This is a genomic window from Luteimonas sp. Soil_C_16 (genome assembly GCF_057657295.1).
The window spans coordinates 76,198-102,340 of sequence record NZ_JBDGIS010000008.1 but is presented as its reverse complement, the minus strand read 5'-3'; the positions used below and the strand labels follow the sequence as shown (position 1 = coordinate 102,340).

The 26,143-nt window shown below is 69.5% G+C and carries 24 protein-coding genes; 15 read left to right on the top strand and 9 right to left on the bottom strand.

The window, feature by feature from the left end; all coding sequences use genetic code 11:
• Position 1: 1 nt before the first annotated feature.
• The gene (locus AC3A5T_RS14915) at positions 2–1,705 is read right to left on the bottom strand and encodes an NAD(P)/FAD-dependent oxidoreductase (protein WP_487629218.1); all 1,704 of its coding nucleotides are present in this window, start codon (positions 1,703–1,705) and stop codon (positions 2–4) included.
• A 218-nt stretch (positions 1,706–1,923) separates the two neighbouring features.
• Between AC3A5T_RS14915 and AC3A5T_RS14910 the strand changes: the two genes are divergently transcribed.
• Complete coding sequence (locus tag AC3A5T_RS14910; RefSeq protein ID WP_487629217.1) at positions 1,924–3,252, top strand: hypothetical protein; 1,329 nt, start codon at positions 1,924–1,926, stop codon at positions 3,250–3,252.
• Here the strand turns inward: AC3A5T_RS14910 and AC3A5T_RS14905 are convergent.
• Together AC3A5T_RS14905 and trxA are read right to left on the bottom strand one after the other, a co-directional pair.
• Positions 3,219–3,701, bottom strand: coding sequence for a DUF4442 domain-containing protein (locus AC3A5T_RS14905; RefSeq protein ID WP_487629216.1), 483 nt, complete (start codon positions 3,699–3,701; stop codon positions 3,219–3,221). The two genes, AC3A5T_RS14910 and AC3A5T_RS14905, sit on opposite strands and share 34 nt — an antisense overlap.
• 71 nt (positions 3,702–3,772) lie before the next feature.
• The gene (gene trxA / locus AC3A5T_RS14900; RefSeq protein WP_487629215.1) at positions 3,773–4,657 is read right to left on the bottom strand and encodes a thioredoxin; all 885 of its coding nucleotides are present in this window, start codon (positions 4,655–4,657) and stop codon (positions 3,773–3,775) included.
• A gap of 147 nt (positions 4,658–4,804) precedes the next feature.
• On the opposite strand from trxA, the gene AC3A5T_RS14895 reads away from it, so the two are divergent.
• The 4 genes from AC3A5T_RS14895 to AC3A5T_RS14880 are packed head-to-tail and all read left to right on the top strand — an operon-like array spanning position 4,805 to position 6,040.
• Positions 4,805–5,092, top strand: a complete 288-nt coding sequence (locus tag AC3A5T_RS14895) for a hypothetical protein (protein WP_487629214.1) — start codon at positions 4,805–4,807, stop codon at positions 5,090–5,092.
• 21 nt (positions 5,093–5,113) lie between these two features.
• Complete coding sequence (locus AC3A5T_RS14890) at positions 5,114–5,251, top strand: hypothetical protein (protein WP_487629213.1); 138 nt, start codon at positions 5,114–5,116, stop codon at positions 5,249–5,251.
• A 10-nt stretch (positions 5,252–5,261) separates the two neighbouring features.
• Positions 5,262–5,474 (top strand): helix-turn-helix transcriptional regulator, encoded by a 213-nt coding sequence (locus AC3A5T_RS14885; protein ID WP_232114982.1) that lies wholly within the window; start codon positions 5,262–5,264, stop codon positions 5,472–5,474.
• On the top strand, positions 5,471–6,040 hold the full coding sequence (locus tag AC3A5T_RS14880) for a hypothetical protein (protein WP_487629212.1): 570 nt from the start codon (positions 5,471–5,473) through the stop codon (positions 6,038–6,040). The genes AC3A5T_RS14885 and AC3A5T_RS14880 overlap by 4 nt, the downstream gene beginning before the upstream one ends.
• Positions 6,041–6,061: 21 nt before the next feature.
• Here the strand turns inward: AC3A5T_RS14880 and AC3A5T_RS14875 are convergent, their stop codons facing one another.
• On the bottom strand, positions 6,062–7,405 hold the full coding sequence (locus tag AC3A5T_RS14875; RefSeq protein WP_487629211.1) for a metal-dependent hydrolase family protein: 1,344 nt from the start codon (positions 7,403–7,405) through the stop codon (positions 6,062–6,064).
• 62 nt (positions 7,406–7,467) lie between these two features.
• A complete protein-coding gene (locus AC3A5T_RS14870) occupies positions 7,468–9,162 on the bottom strand; it encodes a sensor domain-containing diguanylate cyclase (protein WP_487629210.1) in 1,695 nt (564 codons plus the stop codon).
• 165 nt (positions 9,163–9,327) lie between these two features.
• Here AC3A5T_RS14870 and leuS point away from each other — a divergent pair, with 165 nt between their 5' ends.
• The 6 genes from leuS (at position 9,328) to rlmH (ending at position 15,388) form a co-directional block, all read left to right on the top strand.
• On the top strand, positions 9,328–12,084 hold the full coding sequence (gene leuS / locus AC3A5T_RS14865) for a leucine--tRNA ligase (protein ID WP_487629209.1): 2,757 nt from the start codon (positions 9,328–9,330) through the stop codon (positions 12,082–12,084).
• 66 nt (positions 12,085–12,150) lie between these two features.
• Entirely contained in the window at positions 12,151–12,681 is a 531-nt protein-coding gene (locus AC3A5T_RS14860) for an LPS-assembly lipoprotein LptE (protein WP_487629208.1), read from the top strand.
• A 28-nt stretch (positions 12,682–12,709) separates the two neighbouring features.
• Positions 12,710–13,756, top strand: coding sequence for a DNA polymerase III subunit delta (gene holA / locus AC3A5T_RS14855; RefSeq protein WP_487629207.1), 1,047 nt, complete (start codon positions 12,710–12,712; stop codon positions 13,754–13,756).
• Between the two features lie 9 nt (positions 13,757–13,765).
• Positions 13,766–14,425 carry a nicotinate-nucleotide adenylyltransferase gene (gene nadD / locus AC3A5T_RS14850; protein ID WP_487629206.1) on the top strand — a complete coding sequence of 220 codons (660 nt, stop codon included), beginning with the start codon at positions 13,766–13,768 and terminating at the stop codon, positions 14,423–14,425.
• Between the two features lie 28 nt (positions 14,426–14,453).
• Complete coding sequence (gene rsfS / locus AC3A5T_RS14845) at positions 14,454–14,867, top strand: ribosome silencing factor (protein WP_332076688.1); 414 nt, start codon at positions 14,454–14,456, stop codon at positions 14,865–14,867.
• Positions 14,868–14,917: 50 nt separating this feature from the next.
• Positions 14,918–15,388, top strand: a complete 471-nt coding sequence (gene rlmH, locus AC3A5T_RS14840) for a 23S rRNA (pseudouridine(1915)-N(3))-methyltransferase RlmH (protein WP_487629205.1) — start codon at positions 14,918–14,920, stop codon at positions 15,386–15,388.
• A 390-nt stretch (positions 15,389–15,778) separates the two neighbouring features.
• Here rlmH and AC3A5T_RS14835 read toward each other — a convergent pair whose 3' ends face one another.
• The 3 genes from AC3A5T_RS14835 to AC3A5T_RS14825 all read right to left on the bottom strand — a co-directional run bounded on the left by AC3A5T_RS14835 (position 15,779) and on the right by AC3A5T_RS14825 (position 17,694).
• Positions 15,779–16,444, bottom strand: a complete 666-nt coding sequence (locus AC3A5T_RS14835; protein WP_487629204.1) for an energy transducer TonB — start codon at positions 16,442–16,444, stop codon at positions 15,779–15,781.
• A gap of 343 nt (positions 16,445–16,787) precedes the next feature.
• Positions 16,788–16,961 (bottom strand): hypothetical protein, encoded by a 174-nt coding sequence (locus AC3A5T_RS14830; RefSeq protein WP_487629203.1) that lies wholly within the window; start codon positions 16,959–16,961, stop codon positions 16,788–16,790.
• Position 16,962: 1 nt separating this feature from the next.
• On the bottom strand, positions 16,963–17,694 hold the full coding sequence (locus tag AC3A5T_RS14825) for an SIMPL domain-containing protein (protein WP_332076692.1): 732 nt from the start codon (positions 17,692–17,694) through the stop codon (positions 16,963–16,965).
• A gap of 119 nt (positions 17,695–17,813) precedes the next feature.
• Between AC3A5T_RS14825 and AC3A5T_RS14820 the strand changes: the two genes are divergently transcribed.
• From AC3A5T_RS14820 to tldD, 4 genes are all read left to right on the top strand, one after another.
• Positions 17,814–18,422 (top strand): Maf family protein, encoded by a 609-nt coding sequence (locus AC3A5T_RS14820; RefSeq protein ID WP_487629202.1) that lies wholly within the window; start codon positions 17,814–17,816, stop codon positions 18,420–18,422.
• 7 nt (positions 18,423–18,429) lie between these two features.
• A complete protein-coding gene (gene rng, locus AC3A5T_RS14815) occupies positions 18,430–19,950 on the top strand; it encodes a ribonuclease G (protein ID WP_332076694.1) in 1,521 nt (506 codons plus the stop codon).
• A 51-nt stretch (positions 19,951–20,001) separates the two neighbouring features.
• The gene (locus tag AC3A5T_RS14810) at positions 20,002–23,883 is read left to right on the top strand and encodes a YhdP family protein (protein ID WP_487629201.1); all 3,882 of its coding nucleotides are present in this window, start codon (positions 20,002–20,004) and stop codon (positions 23,881–23,883) included.
• A 78-nt stretch (positions 23,884–23,961) separates the two neighbouring features.
• Positions 23,962–25,425, top strand: coding sequence for a metalloprotease TldD (gene tldD, locus AC3A5T_RS14805; protein ID WP_487629200.1), 1,464 nt, complete (start codon positions 23,962–23,964; stop codon positions 25,423–25,425).
• 103 nt (positions 25,426–25,528) lie between these two features.
• On the opposite strand, the gene yjgA is transcribed toward tldD, so the two are convergent.
• Positions 25,529–26,137, bottom strand: a complete 609-nt coding sequence (gene yjgA / locus AC3A5T_RS14800) for a ribosome biogenesis factor YjgA (RefSeq protein WP_487629199.1) — start codon at positions 26,135–26,137, stop codon at positions 25,529–25,531.
• Between the last annotated feature and the right edge of the window lie 6 nt (positions 26,138–26,143).

Genomic DNA, 26,143 nt, shown 5'->3' with positions numbered 1-26,143 from the left:
ATCAGGCCGCGCGCGCGTGCCCGGCGGCGACCATGGCCATCGCGACCGCCTCGGCGGCCTTGATGCCGTCCACGCCCGCCGACAGGATGCCGCCGGCGTAGCCCGCACCTTCGCCCGCAGGAAACAGGCCGCGCGTGTTCAAGCTCTGCCCGTCGGCATGACGGGTGATGCGCAGCGGCGAGGACGTGCGCGTTTCCACGCCGGTCAGCAGCGCATCGTGCATCGCAAAGCCGCGCAGCTGGCGGTCAAAGGCCGGCAGCGCTTCGCGGATCGCGGTGATCGCATACTCGGGCAACGCGCCCGACAGATCGCCCAGACGCACGCCGGGCGTATACGACGGCACGACGCTGCCGAACGCGCTCGATGCACGCCCGGCGAGCAGATCGCCGACCAGCTGGCCCGGTGCTTCGTACTCGCCACCGCCGAGCGCGAACGCGTTCGACTCCCAGTGGCGCTGCAGCGCGATACCGGCCAGCGGTCCGCCTTCGGGCGCGTAGGGCAGGAAATCCTCGGGCGTGATGCCGACGACGATCGCCGCATTCGCGTTGCGCTCGTTGCGCGAGTACTGGCTCATGCCGTTGGTCACCACGCGGCCCGGTTCGCTGGCCGCCGCCACCACGGTGCCGCCGGGGCACATGCAGAAGCTGTAGACCGAGCGGCCGTTGCGCGCGTGGTGCACCAGCTTGTAGTCGGCGGCGCCGAGCAGCGGATGACCGGCCTGCGGGCCGAAGCGCGCGGCGTCGACCAGCGACTGCGGGTGCTCGATGCGGAAGCCGATCGAGAACGGCTTGGCTTCCAGGAACACGCCCCGCGTGTGCAGCATCGCGAAGGTGTCGCGCGCGCTGTGGCCCAGCGCCATGACCACATGGTCGCTGCGGATCTCGCCGCCGCCGGCCAGGGTCACGCCGCGGATGTGGCGCACGCCGTCGGCATCGGTGTCGATCAGCAGGTCGTCGACGCGGCTGGAGAAGCGGATCTCGCCGCCCAGCGATTCGATCGTCGCGCGCATGTGTTCGACCATCGACACCAGCCGGAACGTGCCGATGTGCGGCTTGCTGACGTAGAGGATTTCCTCCGGCGCGCCGGCGGCGACGAACTCGGTCAGCACCTTGCGGCCGTGGTGGCGCTTGTCGGAGATCTGGCTGTAGAGCTTGCCGTCGGAGAACGTGCCCGCCCCGCCTTCGCCGAACTGCACGTTGGATTCGGGATTCAGCACCTTCTTGCGCCACAGGCCGAAGGTGTCCACCGTGCGTTCGCGCACGGCCTTGCCGCGCTCCAGCACGATCGGGCGGAATCCCATCTGGGCCAGTACCAGCGCCGCGAACAGGCCGCAGGGACCGGTGCCGATCACCAGCGGGCGCAGCGGCATTGCATCGCTGGCATGGGCGACGAAGCGGTACGAGGTGTCCGGCGATGCGCCGACCTTGCCGCTGCCACTGGCCACGGCGCCGTCGCCCTGTTCGCCCGCGGCCGCGGCTTCGGGATCGAGTTCCAGCCGCTGCAGGATGTCGGCCTCGCGCGGCGTCTCCACGTCGACCGAATAGATCAGCACGATCGCCCCGCGCCGGCGTGCGTCGTAGCTGCGCTTGGCCACGGTGAACCCGGTGAGCTCGTCGGCGTGGATGCCCAGCCGCGCGATGATCGCCGCGGGCAGTGCGGCATCGTCGTGGTCGAGGGGCAGTTTGAGGTCGGTGAGTCGGAGCATCGGGATTCGGGGCGTTGGAGGCGGGCGTGGGTCTGCTGGCGTGGCGCATCGCACGCAGGCGATCGGGTGCGTCGATGCATCCGGCGCAGGGTCAAGCGCGGCGCACAGGATACCTGTCGAGCCTCTGTACACGGGCGGCGTGCCTGTCGGACCGTCGCGAACAGGCTTGCCGAAATGGCAGACTGCCGGTCCGCAGGACGCGGATCGGGGGAGCGGGTATGCGCTGGTTGAAACGGTTGGGCTTGGGGTTATTGGTCGTGGTGCTCGTGCTGGCGGCGCTGTGGACGTGGTCGCGGTTGCGTGGACCTACGCCGGAACAGCGCGCGGCGCTGGCGGTGCTCGAAGCACCGAACACGTTCGAGGGGCGCAATGCGTTCGATTCGATCTGGGTGCTGCCATATGACGTGCCGGACTCGGAGATCGGGACGGTCGCAGACGCGGATATGGAAGCGCTAACTGCGGCGACGCGTGCGCCGCGCACTGCATTTTCCTTCGTCAGCGCAGCTGCGCGTTATCCGGATCTGCAGCCCGGATCGAGTGAAGTTGTGCCCTGCAGCTTCGGTGGCGTGGATTGTCTGGCCAAGGTGTCAGCGGCATTCGATGACTACGCAGAGCTGGTGCAGGCGAACGCACGGTTGATCGAGCGCGTCGAGGCACTGTCGGCGTACGATCATCACGCGAATCGCCAGCCAGGGGATTTTCGCGCGCCGATGCCGCGTTTGACTCTGCTGGCTTGGCCGGTCACTGCGCATGCAGTGCAATTCACGAGTGGCGAGCAGGTAGCCGCGGTCGAGGCCACCTGCCGTGATCTCGCTGCCTGGCGGCGTATGGGGACGCAAAGCGACACCCTGATCTTCAGGATGGTGAGCGCTTCGCTTGTGACGGACGGTTACGGCGGCCTGTTGGCTGGGATGCTCGCCGAGATGCCGCGCGATACACCGCTGCCGTCCGCCTGCGAAGCGGCCCTCGTGCCGCCGGCAGCTGAGGAGGCATCGATCTGTCCCGCCGTGCGCGGGGAGTTTGCCTGGAGTATGCGTGTGAGCGAAACGCTGCCGCAGATGCAGGCGTCCAATGCATGGAGTTGGCTGGTGCTCGATCAGAATGGATTCCGTGCCTTGATGGCAGAGCAAATGGTGCCGCCATGTCTCAAGCAGGAGGCTGCACTGGCTGCGGATCAACGGCTCACGGTTAAGGCCGTAACCGCCCCTGCATGGCACCGTTTTGAATGCATCGCCAACATCTCAGGCTGCATTCTCGGAGATATCGCTGGACCCGCGTACGCCCGCAATGCGTGGCGTGCCCAAGATCAAATTGCACGCCTGCAACTCCTCTCCACCTTGGCCTGGCTGCGCGATCAGCCCGATGACGACACGCTTGCCGAACGTCTCGCACGCCGCCCTGCCGACTTGCGTAGTCCCGCACGCGACATCACTGTCACAGCGGACGGGCGATCGATCGAGATCGCGCAGTACGACACCAGTCGCGGCGCGGCCTGGTCGCTGCCCCTGCCGGCCTACCTCGTCGAGTCGACCACGGCCTCGGATTGACCACTGCGCCGCTTGCGGCGCACATAGACCTGCTTGCGCACGCGGGCAACCAGTTCGCCCGAGGCGTCAACGACGTCGGTGGTGAACCAGTGCAGATGCTTGCTGCCGTCGGCGGTGACGGCGCGGATGGCCTCGACCGTCGCGGTGTCGAGATCGAAGGCCGCGTGCACGGTGCCGCGGCCCGGGCGGATGAACTCGATTTCGCCGGCCTTGTCCCAGACCACGTGGTCCTTGCCGAGCGCGCGCAGGGTCATGATCATCCAGAACGGATCGGTCATCGCGAACAGGCTGCCGCCGAAGTGCGTGCCGACGTAGTTGCGGTTGAACCAGCGCTGGCGCAGTTCGACGCGCGCATGCCGGAAACCGTCGTCGATCCGGGTCACGCGGATGCCCGAAAACAGGAACGGCGGCCACAGGTTCATCAGCAGGCGGAAGCGGCGTGGCGTCATGGGCAGGCGATCGGCGAGGGGACGCCGATCTTGCCATACGCCGCTGTACGGAAGCGCCCGGAGGCGCTGGATCAGAACAGCAGCGACGCCATCTTCCGGCGGTAACGGCCGACGAGTTCGGCGTCCTCGATGATGCGGAACGCATCGATCAGCGCCTTGCGCGGCAGGCCGTCGTCGAAATCGCGGTCGCGGCGCAGCAGCTCGATGAACTGTTCGAGGCCGGCCTCGGTGTCGCCGGCGACAATGTGCTGCACGCCGAGCAGATGACGCGCGCGCAGATCACCTTCGTCGGCCGCGATTGCCGCCTGGAGCGCATCGGTAGACGGCGCGCCGGCCAGCACCGTGGCGAAGCCCAGACGCGCGCGGGCTTTCACTGCACGGTCGTCGGTGGACAGGTTTGCCGGCAGACCGTCGAGTAGCGCTTCGGCCTCCTGCGCGGCGCCGGTCTGCAGCAGGGCGAGCGCGAGGTCGAGTTTGAGTTCGGACTTGTCCGGCTCGGCAACGACCGCGTCGCGCAGCCGCGCGACTTCGGCGGCCGGATCCAGCGGTGCGGGTTCGGCATCTTCGATGGCGCCGCCCTCGGCCGGCTCGATGCCGTGCTTCTTCAGGAATTCGCGGATCTCGCCTTCGGGCAGTGCGCCCGGGAAGCCGTCGACCGGCTGGCCGCCGATCAGCAGGAACACCGTCGGCACCGAGCGGATCTGGAACGCGGCCGCGATCTGCTGTTCCTTGTCGACGTCGACCTTGGCCAGCACGAACGCACCGTTGTACTCGCCCGCCAGCTTTTCCAGCACCGGTCCCAGCGACTTGCAGGGGCCGCACCATTCGGCCCAGAAATCGATCAGGACCGGGGTCTGCAACGACGCCTGCAACACCTCGGTCTCGAAGGTCGCGGTGGTCGCGTCGAAGACGTGGGGCAGGGCGGCGGGAGCGGGGGCGTTGCCGTCGAGAAGCATGCGGAAGTCCATTGAAGAGGGGATGCGCGAGCGCGATCCCGAAGGATGGCGACGGATGCGCAGGATACAACCATGTCAAAAATAGTTGACATGCCGATCCCGGAATGTAAATTCTTCTTGACCTGATGTCCGTTGGAGAAGACACGCATGGCGGTCGATCATCTGCAGTCCGACGTCCAGGCGTTCGGGGAGCGCTACGCACGCGGCGCGGCGCTCGGTGCGGCCTGCCTGTCGGTCTGGACGCTGTTGACGGGCGTAATCGACCCCAGCCCGTTCCCGTTGGCGAGCGTGGCCGGCGTCTTGATGCTGTCGCACTGGTTCAGGCGCCGTGCGCTGGCCGATGCCGAGCGCCGGCGCGGCGTGCTCGAGGACGAGCGGGACGCGGTGTTCCTGGCGCAGGGAGACCGAGCGTTCCGGTGGGTCGCCAGTGCATGAGCGGTCGGGCTGGCACTCGCCGTGGCCTTGCCGGCATCGCGCGCGCTGTTGCTGGAGGTCCACCTGCGCCTGCCGGGCGCGCTGTTGCTGGGCGTACTCGTCGCCAATCTCGCGGGCCACTCGGCAGTCGCGTTGGCCTACGCGCGCAACCGTCGATGAGCCGCGTCCGATGACTGGTACCCCCATCGCCAACGAGATCCGCCGCCTGCGCTTCGAGCATGGCGAGATGACCCAGCAGGCGCTGGCCGATGCCTGCCAGGTCACGCGACAGACGATCATCGCGCTGGAAGCGGGGCGCTATGCGCCGTCGCTGGAACTCGCGTTCCGGATCGCGCGGACGTTCGGCGTCGGTGTCGAAGGCGTCTTCCGGTGGGCGGCGTGAGCAGCGTGCGGCTGCGATCGCTGGTCGCCGGTGCGCATGTCTGCACCTTGCTGATGCTGCTGGTGTTCGCAGTGCTGACCGGTGTGCCCGCGGGCGCGCCGCTGGCCTGGTCCGGCGCACGCGGGATGCCGCTGGCGTGGCTGTTCAATGCGCTGGCGTGGATCGGGCCGGGGGTCGTCGTCGCGTTCGCTGCATTGCGCCTGCGCGCAACGCTGCCGGACGCGGGGCTCGGTGCGGGCATTGCGCTGCGCCTGGTGCTGCTGGCCGCGTTGGCCTTCGCCGCGCAGGGTGTCTGGACGCTGGACCCGAACGAACTCGATGCCGGCGCCAGCCGCTGGCATGCCACGGCGTGGATGGTCTGGAACCTGGCGTTCGGTGCGGGCGCACTGATGGCCGGTATTGCGCTGCGCGCGGTGCGATGGCCGTCGCTGGTGATCTGCGTGCTGGTGGCGCTGTGCCTGCTGGTGCCGTCACTGTTCGGCGATCAGCTCGGCGCGCGCGTGGTGCTGGGGTGCTGGTGGGGCTGGACGCTGCTGCTCGCATGGCGCCTGCCGCGCCCGCGCTGAGGCGGGCGCAGGCAGACCCCTTCAGTCGACGACAGGCGGCGCGACGTCCGGGCTGCGATGCACGCGGCCCGCCGTCATCACGAAGTCGACGTTCATCACCGCATTGATGTCGGCCACCGGATCGCCCGGCATCGCGATGATGTCGGCGCGCTTGCCCGGTTCGATGACGCCCTGGTCGTCGACGCCGAGCACGGTAGCCGCATGTAGCGTGGCCGACTGCAGCGCGTATGCGGCCGGAATGCCGGCCTCGACCATGTAGAGGAACTCGCGCGCGTTGTCGCCGTGCGGGCCGACGCCCTGGTCGGTGCCGAACGCGATCGGCACGCCGGCGCGGTACGCGCGCGCCGCGGTGTCCTGGATCTGCGCGCCGATCGTCGCCGCCTTCGGCCGCACGACTTCCGGGAAATAGCCGGGCTCCTTCGCCTTGTCGGCGACGAAGCGGCCGGCGTAGATCGTCGGCACGTACCACGTGCCGCGCTGCTTCATCAGCCGCATGACCTCGTCGTCCATGTGCGTGCCGTGCTCGATGCTGGTCACGCCGGCGAGCACCGCGCGTTTCATGCCCTCCGTGCCGTGCGCATGCGCGGCGACGCGGTAGCCGTAGTCCTTGGCCGTGTCGACGATCGCCTGGACCTCGTCGACCGTGAACTGCGGCGCATCGCCGCTGCGCGCATAGCTCAGCACGCCGCCGGTGGCGGTGATCTTGATGACGTCGCTGCCTTCCTTGTAGCGCTGGCGTACGGCCTGGCGCGCGTCGTCGATCGAATTGATTACGCCTTCGGTCGGGCCGGGCGGGCCGAGCAGATGCGAGAGCATCGAGTTGTAGCCGTTGCTCGGATCGGCATGACCGCCGGTGGTCGCGATCGACTTGCCCGCCGCGAAGATGCGCGGCCCCGGCACCAGGCCCTGGTTGATGGCATCACGCAGATGCGGGCTGACCTCGCCGCCCAGATCGCGCACGGTGGTGAAGCCCGCCGACAGCGTCTTCTCTGCGTAGCCCACGGCGCGGAACGCGTAGTCCACCGGATCGAGGCGGAAGCCTTCCGAATAGCTCGCCGGGCTGGACTGCGAGCCCAGATGCACGTGCAGGTCGGTCCAGCCGGGCGAACAGGTGCGGTCGCCGAGCACGATCGATTCCACGCCGTCCTGCAGCTTCGCGCGGCCCGGAATCACTTCGCGGATTGTGCCGTTCTCGACCAGGATCGTGTGCTCGCCGAGCACGCGGCCGCTGCGCGCATCGAACAGGCGTTCGCAGTGCACGGCGGTCTGGTTGGCGGCAGCCGCCGCGGCGGGCAGCAGCAGCGCGATCGCGAGCAGGCCCAGCGACGGACGGGCGAACGGGCGGGCGAGGGGACGACGGGCCATGTGGCACTCCGGAGCGGCGGCGGTCCCGGATTGAAGCACGCGGACGCGCCGCGCGGGCGCACTCAATCGTCGTAGGAGACGTGCAGCACGCGATTGCGACCTTCGGCCTTGGCGCGATACAGCGTGGCGTCGGCCAGTTGCAGCAGGACTTCGGGCGTCAGCCCGTCGCCGGGGAAGGTCGCGATGCCGATCGACATCGTGACCGGGCCGAGCTGCTGCCCCAGATGCTGGACGGTCGCGATCTCGACCGCGCGGCGGATCTGTTCGGCACGCACGAGGGCGCCCGCGGCGTCCAGCTCGGGCAGCACCACGGTGAACTCCTCGCCGCCGTAGCGGCAGGCGATGTCCTCGGCGCGCACGCCGGCCTGGATCTGGCGGCCGACCTGACCCAGCAGCGCATCGCCGGCGGCGTGGCCGTGGGTGTCGTTGAAGCGCTTGAAGTGGTCGACGTCGAGCATCAGCACCGACAGCGGCAGGCCACGTCGCTCGCAGCGCTGCAGCTCGCGGGCCAGGCTTTCCTCGAGATAGCGGCGGTTGAACAGGCCGGTCAGCGGATCGCGCAGCGACTGCGTGCGCAGCGTCTCGCGCAGTTGCAGGTTGGCGATCGCCAGTCCCAGCTGCTCGGCGAGCTGGCCGATGAGTTCGTCGACCGCCGAACCGTGGTCCATCGCATCGGCGGGCGCGCTGACCTGCAGCAGGCCGATCGAGGTGCCCTGCGCACTGAGCGGCAGGCACAGCGACGTGATGCCGGGCGCCGGCGTGCCGGCATCCAGATGGGCGCAGGTCAGCTGGCGCGATTCCTCGCCGGAGACCATGTGCGCCTGGCCGCGACGCAGCGCCCAGCAGTCGGACGGCATCAGCGAATCGGTGCTGCTGATCAGGTGATCGCCGAAGCTGGCGACGCTGTCGTGGAAATTCTGCGAGGCGCGGATCAGGTAGAAACGTCCGCTGGCGTCGGGCACCAGGCGCCGGATGGTGTCGATCGACAGTTGCACGATCTCCTCCAGCGTCTGGCAGCTCTGCAGCAGGCCGGAGTAGCGGGCGAGATCGTGCCGCTGCTTCGATAACTGGTCGACCTGCGCCATGCTCAGCGCCATCTCGTGGGCCGCGCTGCGCGCTTCGAATTCGAGCCGCCGGGCGCGTTTGTTCTCGCGGGTCACGCTGACCATCAGCGAGATCATCAGGCCGCCCGACAGCAGCATGCCCAGCACGACGATGGCGATCAGCAGATTCGCGTAGCGGTCGCTGCGCGCCTTGCGCTGGTCGAGCAGGCGCAGTTCCTCGCGCCGCATTTCGGAAGCCGCCGCGTCGAACTCGTTCCATTGGCGCAGGGTCAGCGTCGAATTCGTGGCCTGGCGGGCCACGTCGGCACCCTGCAGCTCCTGCAGGTCGAACAGCCGCCGCAGTTCGGACAGATGCGCCTGCGCCGCTTCGCGCATCCGCTTCGCCCGGGCGTGCTGGCCGGGGTTGTCGCGGATCGCCGACGCCAGGGCCTCGTGGGCGGTGTCCACCTGGTGGGTCGCGATCAGGTACTGGCTGCGGAATTCGGGATGGCCGGTCAGCCGGTAAGCGCGCGCATTGGCCTCGGTGCTGCGGATCGCGCGCTCGGCGACCTCGATCCGGTTGATCACCTCGTAGGTGTGTCCGATCCACTCGTTGCTCGTGCGCAGGCTCGACACGCCCCAGACGCTGGCGATCCCGACGCCCAGCAACAGCAACAGCGCCAGCGCGAACGCGGGCAGGCGGTAGGACGACAACCGGGAAGACGATGCAGGCAAGGCGGGGGAACCTGACGGCGCTGGCGCGATTCTAGCGCCAGTGACGCGCATCACGTCTGCGGCGACCGGCCCGGCACGCTCCGAATGGCGGCCGCATCTGCGCTGCGGTAGGCTGCCCGGCCGTTTCCGCAGCAGCAGCGTCCCGTGTCCAGCGAACCCGTCGTCGTCGATCCCAACGCCTACCAGCCCACTCCGGTGGAATCCGATGCCCAGACCTTCTGGACGTCGACCCGTGCGTTCGAGGTCACGGAACGGGACGACAAGCCCAAGTACTACTGCCTGTCGATGCTGCCGTATCCATCGGGCGCGCTGCACATGGGCCACGTGCGCAACTACACGCTCAGCGACGTCATCAGCCGCTACCAGCGGATGATCGGCAAGAATGTGTTGCAGCCGATGGGCTGGGACGCCTTCGGTCTGCCGGCCGAGAACGCCGCGATCAAGAACGCGACCGCCCCGGCCAAGTGGACCTACGCCAACATCGCGCACATGCGCAGCCAGCTGCAGTCGCTGGGCTACGCGATCGACTGGAGCCGCGAATTCGCGACCTGCGCGCCGGACTACTACGTCCACGAGCAGCGCATGTTCGTGCGCCTGATGAAGAAGGGCCTGGCCTACCGCCGCAACTCGGTCGTCAACTGGGATCCGGTCGACCAGACCGTGCTCGCCAACGAGCAGGTCATCGACGGCCGCGGCTGGCGCTCGGGCGCGCTGGTGGAGAAGCGCGAGATTCCGCAGTGGTTCCTCAAGATCACCGCCTACGCGCAGGAACTGCTCGACGGTCTGGACACGCTGGGTGGCTGGCCGGATTCGGTCAAGACCATGCAGCGCAACTGGATCGGACGCAGCGAAGGTCTTGAGTTCGCGTTCGACGTGGCCGGCAGCGACGACACACTCGCCGTCTACACCACGCGCCCCGACACGCTGATGGGCGTGACCTTCGTGTCCGTCGCCGCCGAGCATCCGCTGGCGATGCGCGCGGCCGAAACCAATCCGGATCTGGCGGAATTCATCGCCGACCTGCGCCAGGGCGGCGTGTCCGAGGCCGAGCTGGAAACCCAGGTCAAGCGCGGCATGGACACCGGCCTGCGTGCGATCCATCCGGTGACCGGTGAAGAAATCCCGATCTGGGTCGCCAATTTCGTGCTGATGGGCTACGGCACCGGCGCGGTCATGGCGGTGCCCGGCCACGACCAGCGCGACTGGGAATTCGCGAAGGCCTACGGCCTGCCGATCCGGATGGTGGTCGTGCCGACCGACGTGCGGGATGCCCTCGAGGAAATCGGCCGCGACCGCGCCACGCACACCGATCCGATGCAGTCCGCGCTGGGCGGCGGCGCGTCGCTGGACGTTTACGACACCGGCGCGGCCGTGCAGGTGGTCGAGTCCTTCGAGCGCCGCATCGCCGAAGAGGGCGCCTACACCGACCGCGGCTGGCTGGTGAATTCCGGCGAGTTCGACGGTCTCGACTTCCAGCAGGCGCTCGATGCACTGGCGACGCGCTTCGAGGCCGAGCGCCGCGGCGCGCGCAAGGTGAATTTCCGTCTGCGCGACTGGGGCGTGAGCCGCCAGCGCTACTGGGGCTGCCCGATTCCGGTGATCTACTGCGATGCCTGCGGCGCGGTGCCGGTGCCCGAGGACCAGCTCCCCGTGCTGCTGCCCGAGGACGTCGAAGACGCGTTCGCCAACCCGGGCGTCGTGCAGTCGCCGATCAAGTCCGACCCCGAGTGGCGCAAGACCACGTGTCCGACCTGCGGCGGCGCTGCCGAACGCGAGACCGACACCTTCGACACCTTCATGGAGTCGAGCTGGTACACCGCGCGCTACACCTCGCCCGGTGCGGCCGACATGGTCGACGCGCGCGCCGACTACTGGACGCCGGTCGACCAGTACATCGGCGGCATCGAGCACGCGATCCTGCACCTGCTGTATTTCCGCTTCTATCACCGCCTGATGCGCGATGAAGGCCTGGTGCGCAGCGACGAGCCGGTGATCAACCTGCTGACCCAGGGCATGGTCATCGCCGATACTTTCTATCGGGAGCAGGGCAACGGCGGCAAGGACTGGATCAACCCGGCCGATGTCGAGATCGTCCGCGACGACAAGGGCCGGATCACCGGCGCGACCTCGAAGCTAGACGGCCAGCCGGTCTCGATCGGCGGCACCGAGAAGATGTCCAAGTCGAAGAACAACGGCGTGGATCCGCAGTCGATGATCGGCAAGTACGGTGCTGATACCGTGCGCCTGTTCTCGATGTTCGCGGCCCCGCCCGAGCAGTCGCTGGAGTGGAACGAGGCCGGCGTCGAAGGCATGTCGCGCTTCCTGCGCCGGTTGTGGAACCAGGTGCAGAAGCACGTGCAGGGCGGGGCGGTCGGCACGTTCGACGTCGCGGCCGCCACGCCCGCGCAGAAGACCCTGCGTCGCCAGCTGCACGAAGCGATCCAGAAGGTCGGCGACGACTACGGCCGTCGCCACAGCTTCAACACCGCGATCGCCGCGGTGATGGAACTGCTCAACCACGTCGGCAAGTTCGACGAGGCCGACGCGAACGCGCGTGCGCTGCGTCAGGAAAGCTTCGAGACCATCACGCTGCTGCTCAACCCGATCACCCCGCACATCAGCCACACGCTGTGGCAGCTGCTGGGCCATGCCGAGACGCTGCTCGAGGACGTGCCGTTCCCGCAGGCCGACGCCGCCGCGCTGGAACGCGACGCGCTGACGCTGGCAGTGCAGGTCAACGGCAAGCTGCGCGGCACGATCGAGGTCGCGGTCGATCTGCCGAAGGATGCGGTCGAGGCGATGGCGCTAGCCGAGCCCAATGTCGTCAAGTTCCTGAGCGGGCTGACGGTGCGCAAGGTCATCGTGGTGCCGGGCAAGATCGTCAACATCGTCGCCGGCTGAACCCGGCGTCGCCGCGCTTCGCGCGCGGCGCTTGCCGGCCCTGTCCCCCTCGTCCAGACTCCGCCCATGCGCATCCTCCGACCGGTTTTCCTGCCTCTGGCCCTCGTCGCCCTCGTGGTGACGCTCTCCGCCTGCGGCTTCCATCTGCGCAACGCGCTGACGCTGCCGCCGAATCTCGGCCCGGTCGACATCGTGTCCAGCGATCCCTACAGCCGCCTGGCCCGCTCGGTCGAGCGCGCGCTGGCCGCCGCCGGTGCCGAGATCGCCGAGCCCCGCGCGACCGATGTCGCGACGCTCAACATCCAGTCCGAACGCTGGGCCGCGCTGCCGGCCAGTCTCGACGCGCAGGGCCGCGCGCAGGAATACACGCTGCGCTACGCGGTGGTGTTCTCGATGCGCGATGCCGACGGCCGCGACATCGTGCCGCAGCAGGCGATCGAACTCGCCCGCGACTACCTCGCGCCGCCGACCGATTCGATCGGCGCCGACTCCGAACGCGAGCTGCTGTCGCGCGAACTCGAGCGCGAGATGACCGCCTCGATCATCCGTCGCATCGATGCGGTGTTCCGCAATCCCCAGGAACGCACCCGCAGGTGAACCCGGCCGTGCACGGTATGCGTCCATCGTGGAGCTGACCCCCGAACGCCTGCCCGCGCAGCTCGCCCGCGAGCCGCTGCGCCCCGCCTATCTGATCGCCGGTCCCGAGCCGCTGCGCGTACTCGAAGCCGCCGATGCCGTGCGCGCCGCCGCGCGCGAACAGGGCGTCGCCGAGCGCGAAGTGTTCGAGCCCGAGGGTCGCGACATCGACTGGAACGCGGTCGAGGCTACGTTCCGCGCGCCGAGCCTGTTCGCCTCGCGCCGCATGGTCGAAATCCGCCTGCCGACGACCAAGCCCGGCAAGGACGGTGCCGCGGTCATCAGCGGCTTCTGCGCTGATCCGCCGTCCGACGTGACCCTGCTGGTCACCGGCGGCGAATGGAGCCGCCAGCACGGCGGCAAGTGGAGCGAGGCGATCATTGGCATCGGCCATCTCGTCGTCGCCTGGCAGGTCAAGCCGCACGAACTCGAAGGCTGGATCGAGGCGCGCCTACGCAGCCGCAACGTGCTGGCCGACCGCGCCGCCGTGCAGCAGCTGGCCGAACGCGTCGACGGCAACCTGCTCGCCGCCGCGCAGGAAGTCGACAAGCTCGCGCTGCTGGCTGACGGCAGCACGCTCGATGGGCCGCGCATGCAGGCACTGGTCGCCGACGCCGCGCGCTTCGACGTGTTCCGCCTGCTCGATGCCACGCTCAACGGTCAACCGGCGCAGGTCGTGCGCATGCTCGCGGGCCTGCGCGCCGAGGGCGCGGCGATTCCGGCGCTGATGGGCATGGTGGTCATGGAACTTGCACGTGCCGCGCAACTGGCGCAGGTGCAGGCGCGCGGCGGCAACATGGCCAACGAATTCAAGGCGCAGCGCATCTGGGATGCTCGCCAGGCGGGGTACCGGCGCGCGCTGCAGCGGCATCCCGAAACGCGCTGGGTGCGTTTCGTCGCCGAGGCCGGACGTGTCGATCGCATCGCCAAGGGCCGTGGCCGCTGGGGCGTGGATCCCGTCGACGGCTGGCTCGCGCTGGAGCGTCTGCTGGTCGCGGTGGCCGACGCGCGCGCGGGCGCCCTGCTGGCCGCCTGAGCGGCTGCGATGGCACTGCACCTCGTCTACGGCGGCACCTTCGATCCGATCCACAACGGGCATCTGGCGATCGCCTGCGCCGCGCGCGATGCGCTGGACTGCACCGTGCACCTGATGCCGGCCGGCGATCCGCCGCATCGCGCACCGCCCGGCGCCGACGGTGCGACGCGCGCGGCGATGGTCGCGCTGGCGATCGAAGGCGTGCCGGGCCTCGTACTCGACCGCCGCGAACTCGAACGCGTCGGCCGCAGCTACACCGTCGACACGCTGGCGGAACTGCGCGGAACGCTGGAGGCCTCGGCGCCGCTGGCGTGGCTGGTCGGCGCCGACAGCCTGCTCGGCCTGCCGGGCTGGCACCGCTGGCGCGATCTGTTCGGACTCGCGCATCTGGTGGTGGCCGAACGCCCGGGCAGTGCGCTCGACGCGGCGCTGCCGGCCGGACTCGCCGAGGCACTGCAGGATCGCTGGACGCGCGCGCCCGCGGATCTCCAATCGCAGCCCGCTGGCAGGGTGCTCCGTCTGCATCAGCCACTGTCGGCGGTGTCGGCGACCGCGATCCGCGCGCGTCTTGCGGCGGGCGCGTCGACCTCCGGTTGGTTGCCGCCCGCGGTGGCCGCATTCATCCAGGAGAAGGGGTTGTACGGGGCGGCCGCCCCCGCTCCGCTATAATTTCCGCCGCACTTTCAGAGCCAGACCTTTGTCCAATCCCGCACACGTCATCAAGACCCGCCTGCCAGAGCCCCCGCCGTCCCCGGATGCGCTGCTCGAAGTGGCCCGCGCGGCCGTCGCAGAACTCAAGGCCGTCGACGTCGTCGACATCGACGTGCGCGGCCGCAGCAGCGTCTGCGATTTCATGGTCATCGCGTCGGGCACGTCCAGCCGTCACGTCAAGTCGATCGCTGACGAAGTCGTCAAGCACGCCAAGAAGCTGGGTTGCCAGCCGCTGGGCGTCGAAGGCGAGCGCGAGGCCGAATGGGTGCTCGTCGACCTGGGTGACGTCATCGTCCACGTCATGCTGCCGCGCGTGCGCGAGTTCTATGCGCTCGAGCGTCTGTGGACCGTCGGCGACCAGCCGCCGGAAGACGAGCGCGGCCCGCGTCGCGATGCCTGATCGCGCCGTCCCGGCACGTCCGGGACGCGCAGCGGGATGAGCGCGGCACGATGAAAGCGAAACTGATTGCAGTCGGCGAGCGCGCCCCCGCCTGGGTGGCCGAGGGCTTCGCCGAGTACCGCAAGCGGCTGTCGCACTGGCTGCCGCTGGATCTGGTCGAAGTCGAGCCCGGCCTGCGCGGCAAGGGCCGCGATACCGTGCGCGCGATGTCCGACGAAGGCGCGCGCGTCCTCGCCGCCATCCCGCGAGACGCGCTGGTGATCACACTCGACGGCCGCGGCCGCCTGCATTCCTCGGAAGATCTCGCCCAGCGCCTCGAACACTGGCGCATGCAGGGGCGTGATCTCGCGTTCCTCATCGGCGGGCCGGAGGGCCATGCGCCGGATGTCCTTGCACGCGCCGACGAGCGCTGGTCGCTCGGCCCGTTGACGCTGCCGCACATGCTGGTGCGCCTGGTGCTGGCCGAGCAGGTCTACCGCGCCGCGGCGATGCTGGCGAATCATCCGTACCACCGGGCCTAGGGCAGTTTGGCGGTTGTCGATTGATCCAGTGTCGAGAGCGTCGATGCGCGATGTCTTCATCACCTCGACTGATTCGCGCGACGCGTCGGCGTGTCGGAGAAACTCACCCGTCATTCCGGCGAACGCCGGAATCCAGTGCCTTCTGCTCTTCGGCGAGGGGGGCAGAAGCACGACGGCGCTGGTGCGATCAATCAGGCTGTCGTGAGGCGCTTGTGCGTGTGCTCGGCACCTGACGAACAGCCAAGACGCTGGATTCCGGCGTTCGCCGGAATGACGGGGAGGCGCTTCAAGCTTCTGCTGATCAGGTCTGCTGTGCGAACTAAGTCGACGGTGCGAAGAACAACGCCGCCCGTCATCCGATCCACCGGATGACGGGACAGCCGCAATCCATCACCCCCGCGAAAGATTGAACGCGATCGGCACCAGTCCGATCGCTTCCACCGGCACGCCATCGCGCATCGCTGGCTGGAAGGTCCACATCCGCTGCACGTGACGAAGGGCAGCGCGATCGAGGTCGCGGTTGCCGCTGCTGCGGTGGATGCGCACGTCCATCGGGCGACCGTCGGTACCGACGTGGACTTCCAGCAACACCACGCCCTCGGCTCCTGCGGTCAGTGCGGCACGCGGATAGTCGGGCGCGGGTGCACTCGCGTACTGCAGGGCGATGCCGGACATCGGCGTGGTGTCGATCACGGTCGGCGCGACGTCGACCGGCGGGCCGTCGATCGCCGGCAGCGCCGGCAAGGTGCCGGCATCGACGACGACCGCGGCATCGACCGGCGCGATCCGCGGCAGCGTCTGTTGCGGCACGACCGGCGATGGCGTGCTGCGCGGCTGCACCACCTCGACACGTTCCGGCGGCAGCTCCGGCTTCGGCGGAGGCGGCGTAATCCACTGGAACTCCTGCTTGCGTTCCGGCAGGGCGTACTCGAGCGCGTCGCGACTGGCCGGCACCAGCAGCACCATGAACAGCATCGCGTTGAGGGCGAGGGTGCCGCTGAGTCCGACGATGCGCACGGCATCGGGACGCGACGGTTCGTGGACGGGTCCGCGCATGCGGGGACCAATGGGCTGCAGCACCATGCACCACCTCCTGTGTGCGGGCCGGATGGCCCGTGGAAGCGTCAACGTGGCAGCGGTGGCAATGGGGTCGAAGGCCGGCCGCGCCGTCGCATCGTTCGCCCCGAACCTGCGCCGATCGCGGCATGTCGACAAGACCGGCCCGACGAACGGATGCGCGCGCGGGACCGGCGGTTCAACGCGGCTGACGGGGCGCGCGCACTGAACCCTGCCTGCCCAGCAGCTGTGGCGCCACACTGCGCAATCGCGCCTCGTCCGCACCCGCACACGACAGGGCCCGCGCATGGCGGGCCCTGTCGATGCACCGGATCTCGCTGGATCAGTCTTCCGGCATGCTCTCCGGCTCGCGGTCGAGACCGCCTTCGTCCGGATTGTGCTCGCCGGTATCGGCCGGCTGCTGGGCGTCGCCCTTGTCGGTCGGGTTCTTCTCCGGGTAGCCGGGATTCTGTCCGGGCTTGACCGGCGGTTCGGGCGTGGTCCTGTTCTGGCTCATGTCAGCGTCCCAGTTCGAAAACGACGTCGAGATTGGCGGACAGGGTGGTTTCACCGGGTGAAACCGAGGTGGCCGGCGCGCTGTCGGCCATCGCGCGCATGGCCATCATCGGACGCGGCGGCTGGAAGCCACCACCCTCGCTGATGCTGACGATGCGGCGCACGCGCATGCCCAGCGACGCCGCATAGACCTCGGCGCGCGCCTGCGCCTTCTTCAGTGCATCGGCCCGTGCCAGGTCCTGCACGCCTTCGGCGTCCTCGATCTCGAACGTCGGGCCGTTGATCTGGTTGGCGCCGCTGGCGACCAGCGCGTCGAGCACCTGGCCCAGCTTGCCGATGTCGCGCACCTTGAGGTTGACCGTGTTGCTGGCCTGGTAGCCGGTGATCACCGGCGGCTGGTTGTCGGCGTAGCGGTACTGCGGGCTGAGGTTGATGCCCGAGGTCTGCACGTCGCGCTCGGCGATGCCGGCGGTCTTGATCGCGCCCATCAGCTTGGACATCTGCTCGGCGTTGGCACGCATCGCGGCGTTGGCATCGGCGGCCTGGGTCACGACGCCGGTCGACAGCGTGGCGATGTCGGGCGCACGGCTGGCTTCGGCCTGCGCGGAGATCGACAGCAGCGTGCCGTCACTCGGCGCGGCGTGGTGCGTGGCGGGCTGGGCGCTGGCGGTCATCGTCAGGGTTCCGAGGGCGAGGCCGCAGGCGAGCAGCAGGGGGCGGGGGATCAGGTGCATTCGAGGCTCCGTTGAGATGAACAAGGGTCGTCACGCACCGGTGAACGGCCCGTGAGCCAGGCCGGGGTTACGCAGGTTCAGCCGGCGGTCGGACACCGCCCGCACGGTATCCTTCCCGGATGCTGCATCTGGCTTCGCAATCCCCCCGCCGCCGCGATCTTCTGGCCCGTCTCGGACTGCCCTTCGGGCGGGTCGACGTCGACGTGCCCGAGGTCCAGATCCCCGGTGAATCCGCCGCCGATTACGTGCTGCGCGTCGCGGCCGACAAGGCGCGGGCCGGGCTGCAGGCGCTCGCCGAATCCGGTGAGCCGGGCGATGCCGTCGTGCTCGGCGCCGACACCGAAGTCGTGCTCGACGGGGTGGTGTTCGGCAAGCCGCGCGACGCCGCCGATGCGATCCGCATGCTGCAGGCGCTGTCGGGCCGCACGCACCAGGTGATCTCGGCCGTGGTGCTGGCCGCCGCGGACCGGCAGGCCGAGGCGACCGTCGTCACCGAGGTCACCTTCGATGCGCTCGACGCCGACACCATCGCGGCCTACGTCGCCAGCGGCGAACCACACGGCAAAGCCGGCGCGTACGCGATCCAGGGCGGCGCGGAACTGTTCGTCGCGCGCATGGCCGGCAGCCATTCGGGCGTGATCGGACTGCCGCTGCAGCAGACCGCGGCGCTGTTGCGGAGCTTCGGCCTGCAACCGCAGCCCTTCGCCACCCAAGACCACAAGGCGTGACACGGACATGTCGGAAGAGATCCTGATCAACGTGACCCCGCGCGAGACCCGCGTGGCGGTGGTCGAGAACGGCATGCTGCAGGAGCTGCACATCGAACGCGGCTGGCGTCGCGGCGTGGTCGGCAACATCTACAAGGGCAAGGTCCAGCGCGTCATGCCGGGCATGCAGGCGGCGTTCGTCGACATCGGCCTGGAGCGCGCGGCGTTCCTGCACGCCAACGACGTCATGCGGCCGCCGCAGACCGGCAACGATGGCGAGGGCGGTGGCGACAGCCTGTTCCCGTCGACCGCGCCGACGCTGCCGGTCACCGAACTGCTGCGCGACGGGCAGGACATCGTGGTGCAGGTCGTCAAGGATCCGATCGGCACCAAGGGCGCGCGCCTGACCACGCAGATCAGCATTCCGTCGCGCTATCTCGTGCTGCTGCCGCAGTCGCGCGTGGTCGGCGTGTCGGCGCGGATCGAGGACGACGTCGAGCGCACGCGGCTGAAGACACTGGTCTCCGAACTCGCCGCGGCGACCGGCGGGCACGGCTACATCGTGCGCACCAACGCCGAAGGCCAGAGTGCCGAGGCGCTGGCCGAGGACATCGCCTACCTGCAGCGCGCCTGGGCGCTGATCGAACACACCACCGGCGATTCGCGGGTGGGCGCGCGGGTCTACGAGGATCTGACGCTGCCGATGCGCGCAGTCCGCGACCTGATGCGCCGCGATGTCGACAAGGTCAAGGTCGATTCGCGCGATACCTACGAAAAACTGTGCATCTTCGCCGCGCAGTACCTGCCCGCGCCCGGCCCGGCCGAGCAGGCGCGACTGGTCGACCGCATCGAGTCCTACACCGGCACGCGGCCGATCTTCGACCTGTACGGCGTCGAGGACGAGATCCAGCGCGCGCTCAAGAAGGACGTGCCGCTGAAATCCGGCGGCTATCTGGTGATCGACCAGACCGAGGCGATGACCACGGTCGACGTCAACACCGGCTCGTTCCTGGGCCAGCGCAATCTCGAGGAAACGGTGTTCCGCACCAATCTCGAAGCGGCGCAGGCGGTCGCGCGCCAGCTGCGGCTGCGCAATCTGGGCGGCATCATCATCATCGACTTCATCGACATGGTGGATGCGGAGCACAAGCGCCAGGTGCTGCGCACGCTGGAGAAGTCGCTGTCGAAGGACCACGCCAAGACCACGGTCTACGACTTCTCGCCGCTGGGTCTGGTCGAGATGACGCGCAAGCGCACCGTCGAGAGTCTGGAGCGCCAGCTCGGCGAGGCCTGCACGGCCTGCAACGGCCGCGGCATCGTCAAGACGATCGAGACCGTGACCTACGAAATCTTCCGCGAGATCGTGCGCGCGGTGCGCCAGTTCGAGGCCGATCGCCTGCTGGTGATCGCCTCGCCCAAGGTCGTGTCGACGATCACCGACGAAGAGTCGGCGGCGGTCGTCGAGCTGGAGGAATTTCTCGGCAAGTCGATCCGCTTCCAGTCCGACGATCAGTACCTGCAGGAACAGTTCGACGTTGTGCTGCTCTGAGATCCACCGCAGGCGGACCGCGCAACCCGCGCACGTCGGGTGGGCCGCCGCATGACCGCCTGGGCGACGCGACTGCACCGCCTGCGGCGCAGCGCGTGGTATCTCGTCGCCGCGGTGCTGGTGACGATGGCGCTGGTCGCGGTGGTCGCCGCGCAGGTCGCACTGCCGTGGCTGGAGCGCAATCCGCAGACGGTCGCCTCGTGGCTCAGCGAGCGCGCCGGTCGCCCGGTCGCGTTCGACACGCTCGATGCGACGTGGACGCGTCGCGGCCCGCTGCTGCGCGTGACCGGCCTGCGCATCGGCGATCCTGCCGCTGCGGTGCCGATCGGCACCGCCGAAATCCAGGTCGCGCAGTATTCGGGTCTGCTGCCCGGGCGCTCGCTGACCGAACTGCGGCTGCACGGCATCGCACTGACGCTGCAGCGCAATGACGACGGCAGCTGGCAGGTGCGCGGCCTGCCGGGCGCCGCCCACGCCGAAGAGGATCCGCTCGATGCGCTGCAGGGCCTGGGCGAGCTGCAGGTCGTCGATGCGCGGCTGACGATCGATGCGCCGTCGCTGTCGATCGCGCACACGCTGCCGCGCGTGGATCTGCGCATGCAGGTCGATCGCCGCCGCGTGCGCGCCGCCGCGCGCGCGTGGGTCGAGGCCGGGGGCGCGCCACTGGATCTGCGTCTGGAACTGCTGCGCGCGCAGGGCGATGGCCGCGCCTACGTCGCGATGCCGCGCAACGATCTGCAGCTGTGGTCGCCCTTGCTCGCGCCCAGCGGCGTGGCGATCCGCGAAGGCCATGGCCGCGTGACCGCCTGGATCGACCTGCGCGGGCGCAAGGTCGAGGCGATCACCGGAGACGTGGCCCTCGATGCACTGACGCTGCAACGCGCCGGCGATGTGGCGCGCGCTGCCGGCGATGCGCCGACGGTCGTCTTCGACGGTGCGACCGCGCGTCTGCACTGGACCCACGCCGACGGCGACTGGCGTCTCGATGCGCCGACGCTGCGGGTGACGCAGCAGGGGCGTGAGCAGGTGCTCGATGGTCTCGTGCTCGCCGGCGGGCAGCACTGGGCGATGCACGCGGCGCGCGTCGAAGTCGCGCCGCTGATCGCGCTGGCCGCGCTCGGCGACGGCGTGTCGCCGACGCTGCGCACCTGGCTGCAGGCCGCCGCGCCGCATGCGGTGCTGTCGGACGTCGACTTCGCCGCGCGCGCGGGCGGGCCGGTGCGGGTATCGGCGCGGATCGAGGATTTCGGATTCTCGCCGGTCGCCGACCGCCCCGGATTGCATGGCCTCGGCGGCACGCTGGTCGGGGACGGGCAGGGCGTGGTGTTCCGCCCTGATCCCGATGCGCGCCTGGTGTTCGACTGGCCATCCGGTTTCGGCGTGCCGCATCCGCTGCGGCTCACGGGCGAGATCGCCGGCTGGCGCGACGGCGACGCGTGGCGCGTCCAGACGCCGGGCCTGCGCGTGGAAGGCGACGGCTATGCCGCCGATGCGCGCGGCGGCCTGTCGTTCGACGGCGACGGCACGCGGCCACGGCTCGATCTGGCCGCGGATGTCGACGCGGCGCAGATTCCGGTCGCGAAGAAATTCTGGGTGCGCCACACGATGCCGGTCGCCGCGCGCGAATGGCTGGACATGGCATTGGTCGCCGGCACCGTGCGCAACGGCCGCGGCATCGTCGCCGGCGATCTCGACGACTGGCCGTTCGGGGTCGAGGACGGCAAGGACCGTCGCGGCGTGTTCTTCGCCGAAGGCGACATCGCCGACGCGACGATCCGGTTCCAGGACGACTGGCCGGCGATGACGAAGCTCGGCGGACACGTGCGTTTCATCAACGACGGGTTCCGGCTCGATCCCTCGACCGGCGAACTGGTCGGCGTGCCGCTGCGCGATGTCGTCGCCGGCATCCGCAACTACGGCGAGACGCCGGTCGAAGTCGCCGCGACCGCGCAGGCCGATGCGAAGCAGCTGCTCTCGCTGATGCGGCAGAGCCCGTTCCAGACCCTGCACGGCGAGACCCTGGATGCGCTCGACGTCGTGGGGCCCGCGCATGTGGCGGTGTCGGTCGCGGCGGGACATGGCGAACCGATGCGGCTCGACGGCGAAGTGAAGCTCGAAGGCGTGGCGATGCGCGAATCGCGGTTCGACCTCGCGTTCGAACATGTACGCGGACCGGTGGCGTTCGACCAGACGGGGTTCCATGCCGATGCGCTGGATGCGCACCAGGACGGGCAGGCCGGCACGCTCGCCTTGCGCGCCGGCGTGGGGCACGTGCGCCAGCGAAGCAACGCGTTCGAGGGCGAACTCGACATGCCGCTCGATGCGAACGCGCTGCTGGCGCGTGCGCCCGATCTGGCGTGGCTGCGTCCGCACGTCCGGGGTCGCGCCCCGTGGCAGGTGCAGGTGGCCGTGCCCGACGCCCCCGCAGGCGAGGGCGCCCCGGCCGCGCGCCTGCTGCTGCGCTCCGATCTCGTCGGCACGACACTGCGACTGCCGGCGCCACTCGACAAACCGGCCGGACGCGCGCTGCGCACGACGATCGAAGCGCCGCTGCCGTTCGGCACCGGCGATGTGCTGGTCGGCTTCGGCAACCGGCTCGCGTTGCGTGCGCGCACCAGCGGCGCACGTGCGGGCATCCGCGTGGACATGGGGCAGGCGCGCGTCGACGACGCGGCGCCCGCCGCCGGCATCGCCGTCTTCGGCCGCACGCCGGTGGTCGATGTGTTCGACTGGATCGGCCTGATGGGCGCGGGCGACGACGGCGACGGGTTGGCGTTGGAGCAGGTGGACGTGACCACGGCCGATCTGCGGCTCGCCGGCGGTCGTCTCGGCCAGACCCGCATCACCGCCGCGCGTCGCGATGCCGGGACCGATCTGCGCCTCGACGGCGCCGCGCTGGCCGGTGACGTGCGCATTCCCGATGCCGACGGCGCACCGCTCGCGATCGCGCTGCAGCGCCTGCACTGGCCCGCGCCTGCGCCCAAGCCCGATGCCGTGGCGATCGCGGCACCCACAGCGCCGGTGATCGCGCGCGTCCCCGCAGCGACGCCGGTCGACGACACGCTCGATCCCGCATCGGTGCCGCCGATCCAGCTCGCGATCGACGATCTGCGCTTCGGCGACGTGGCGCTGGGCCGCGTGGACGCGTCTTCGCGTCGCATCCCCGGCGGCCTGGCGGTCGATCGTCTGCAGGTCCGCGCGCCGGACCATCGCATCGATGTGACCGGCCGCTGGACCGGACGCGGCGCGGCGGCGCGCACCGCGCTGCAGGCCGACGTGGAAAGCGAGAATTTCGGCCGGCTCGCGTCGGGCCTCGGCTTCGCGGGGAGCATCGTCGGCGGGCAGGGACGCGTGGACTTCGACGCGGCCTGGCCGGGCGCGCCGAATGCATTCCAGGTCGCGCAGCTCGAAGGCGCGATGAAGATCGCGCTGCGCGACGGGCAACTGGTTGAAGTGGAGCCGGGCGCGGGTCGTGTGCTGGGTCTGCTCAGCGTCGCCGAACTGCCGCGCCGGCTGATGCTCGATTTCCGCGACTTCTTCAGCAAGGGCTTCGGCTTCAACCGCATCGCCGGCGACATCCGCTTCGGCAACGGCACCGCGCGTGGCGACAACCTCGTCATCGATGGACCAGCGGCGGAAATCCGCATCCGCGGCAGCGCCGATCTCGCTGCGCGCACGCACGACCAGGACATCGAAGTGCTGCCCAAGACCGGCAACCTGCTGCCGGCGGTCGGCGCGTTGACGCTCGGCCCCGTGGGCGCTGCAGTGGGCGCGGTCGCGAACGCGGTGTTGCGCAAGCCGCTGGCCGAGATGGGCGCACGCAACTATCACGTCAGCGGCCCGTGGCAGGATCCGAAGGTGGACGTGGTCGAGCGTCGCGACGCGGCGCCCCCTTCGAGCACGCCCTCGACGCAGCCACAATCGGCTAACTGACGCGTTTTCGCCGGCGATTGCGGGCCTGCAGGTTCAGTTTCGGCTTGCCATCGACGGCTTTGCCCCCACACTTGGCGGATGTCCGAATCTCCCGTTTCCTCCGGCGGCGCGCTCGCGCTGGCCGAATCCCGCCTGCTGTTGCCCGCCGGTCTCGACACCTCCGGCCTCGACCGCGCGTTCTCCGCCCTGCTCGGACCAGGCATCGATTTCGGTGACCTGTATTTCCAGCACTCGCGTCGCGAGAGCTGGGCGGTCGAGGACGGCATCGTCAAGAGTGGCTCGCATGCGATCGAGCAGGGCGTGGGCGTGCGCGCGATCAGCGGCGAGAAGACCGGCTTCGCCTACTCCGACGACATCGATGCGGTCGCGCTGCTCGGCGCAGCGCAGTCGGCGCGTGCGATCGCCCGCGATGGCCGCGCGCACGCACCGCTCGCGCTGGCACGCACCCGCGCCCACGATCTGTATCCCGCGCAGGATCCGATCGACGCGCTCGGCAGCGAGGCGAAGGTCGAAGCGCTGCGCCGCGTCGACCGCCTGCTGCGCGCTGCCGATCCGCGCGTGCAGCAGGTGATGGTCAGCCTGACGGGCGGCGTCGACACCGTGCTGGTGGCGCGCAGTGACGGCGTGCTCGCCGGCGACGTGCGTCCGCTGGTGCGGCTCAACATCCAGGTGCTGGTGGAACACAACGGCCGCCGCGAATCCGGCTACTCGGGTTACGGCGGGCGGTACTCGTACGAAGAACTGCTGGGCGACGGCAAGCCGGAGCGCTTCGCGCGCGAGGCGCTGCGCCAGGCACTGGTGAATCTCGAAGCGATCGATGCGCCGGCCGGCACCATGCCGGTCGTGCTCGGCGCCGGCTGGCCCGGCGTGCTGCTGCACGAAGCGGTCGGTCACGGCCTCGAAGGCGATTTCGCGCGCAAGGGCACCAGCACGTATGCGGGCCGCATCGGTCAGCGTGTCGCCTCGAAGGGCGTGACGATCGTCGATGACGGCACGCTCGACGGTCGCCGCGGTTCGCTCAACATCGATGACGAAGGCACGCCGACGCACTGCACGACGCTGATCGAGGACGGTGTGCTGACCGGTTACATGCAAGACACGCTCAACGCGCGCCTGATGGGTGTCGCGCCGACCGGCAACGGCCGCCGCGAATCCTTCGCGCATCTGGTGATGCCGCGCATGACCAATACCTACATGCTGGCCGGTCAGGACGATCCGCAGGACATGATCCGCTCGGTCAAGAAGGGCCTGTACGCGGTGAACTTCGGCGGCGGCCAGGTCGACATCACCAACGGCAAGTACGTGTTCTCGGCGACCGAGGCCTATCTGATCGAAGACGGGAAGATCACCGCGCCGGTCAAGGGCGCGACGCTGATCGGCAACGGTCCTGAGACGATGCAGCGCGTGCGCATGATCGGCCACGACATGGCGCTCGACGAAGGCGTCGGCGTCTGCGGAAAGGACGGGCAGAGCGTCCCGGTCGGCGTGGGCCAGCCGCATCTGCTGATCGACCAGCTGACCGTCGGCGGCACGCAGGCTTGAGAGCCGCCGTGCAGGACTTGGGTTGCGTTAGTCGGAGCGGCTTTGGGCTGCGCTCCAATAAATCCGTCATTCCCGCTTCCGCGGGAATGACGGCATATGAAACTCAGCGTGCGTCGTCGCCGTCGCCGGGTTCGTCGCCTTCGTCTTCCAGACGCGCTTCCTCGGCCGCAGCGTCTTCGCCTGCCGCGAGCGAGGCAGCGGCGAACACGCCGCGCAGCTCGCGGAACAGTTCGCGGAACGCGGCGGGCGGTTTGTTCTTCGCGCGCTCGGCCAGTGCGTTGCGCACCAGCTGGCGCAGGCGCTGGCGGTCGGCCTCCGGGTACGCATCGAGCAGTTCGGCCAGGGCCGCATCGCCGTCGTCGAGCAGGCGCGTGCGCCAAGCTTCGGCGCGGTGCAGCTGGGCGGTCTCGACGCGCGCGGCGGCGCCACCGGCGTCCATCGCGTCGCGGATCGCTTCCAGTGTCTCGTCGCTCTCGCGGCGCATCTGCTTGGCGAGGAACGCCAGCTGCCGTTTGCGCGCGATGTGCGAGGTGATGCGCCGCGCATCGGCGATGTGCGGCAGCAGTGTGTCGGGAACGGGCAGTTTGCCCAGCTGGTTTTCGGACAGTGCGACCAGGGCGTCCGCCAGCGACAGCACTTCCAGCGCTTCGCGCCGGTTCTGCTTGCGGCTGGGACCCAGGTACTCGCCCGATTCTTCGTTGATGCCTCTCATTGCAAC